This is a genomic window from Polynucleobacter sp. 30F-ANTBAC (assembly GCF_018882385.1).
Taxonomy (GTDB): Bacteria; Pseudomonadota; Gammaproteobacteria; order Burkholderiales; family Burkholderiaceae; genus Polynucleobacter.
Genome location: NZ_JACVON010000008.1, coordinates 1 through 284, shown reverse-complemented (window position 1 = coordinate 284; position 284 = coordinate 1). Strand labels below are relative to the sequence as shown.

The 284-nt window shown below is 45.8% G+C and carries 1 protein-coding gene; it reads left to right on the top strand.

What is annotated here, in order from left to right; all coding sequences use genetic code 11:
- Positions 1-284, top strand: a 284-nt coding sequence (locus ICN28_RS09460; protein WP_216288268.1) for a hypothetical protein, incomplete at both ends; no start/stop codon positions are given.

The window sequence follows — 284 nt, the reverse complement described above, 5'->3', positions numbered from 1 at the left end:
TGCTAACTACAACGGCACTGTTCCAACAGTCACTTATAGCTTGACTGATGACAATGGCACTTCAGTGGGTGACACTAGCACATTAGATATTACGGTGACGCCTGTCAACGATGTGTTCGTTGATACGGATGAGGCTGTTACTACGCCTGAAGATACCCCTAAATCAGGCAATGTGATTGATAGTGGTTTAACGTCTGGTGATGGTGCAATCACGCTCACAGGCTTTACAGTTGACACTAATAATGACGGTACACCAGAAACGTTCACGGCAGGTCAAACTGCAA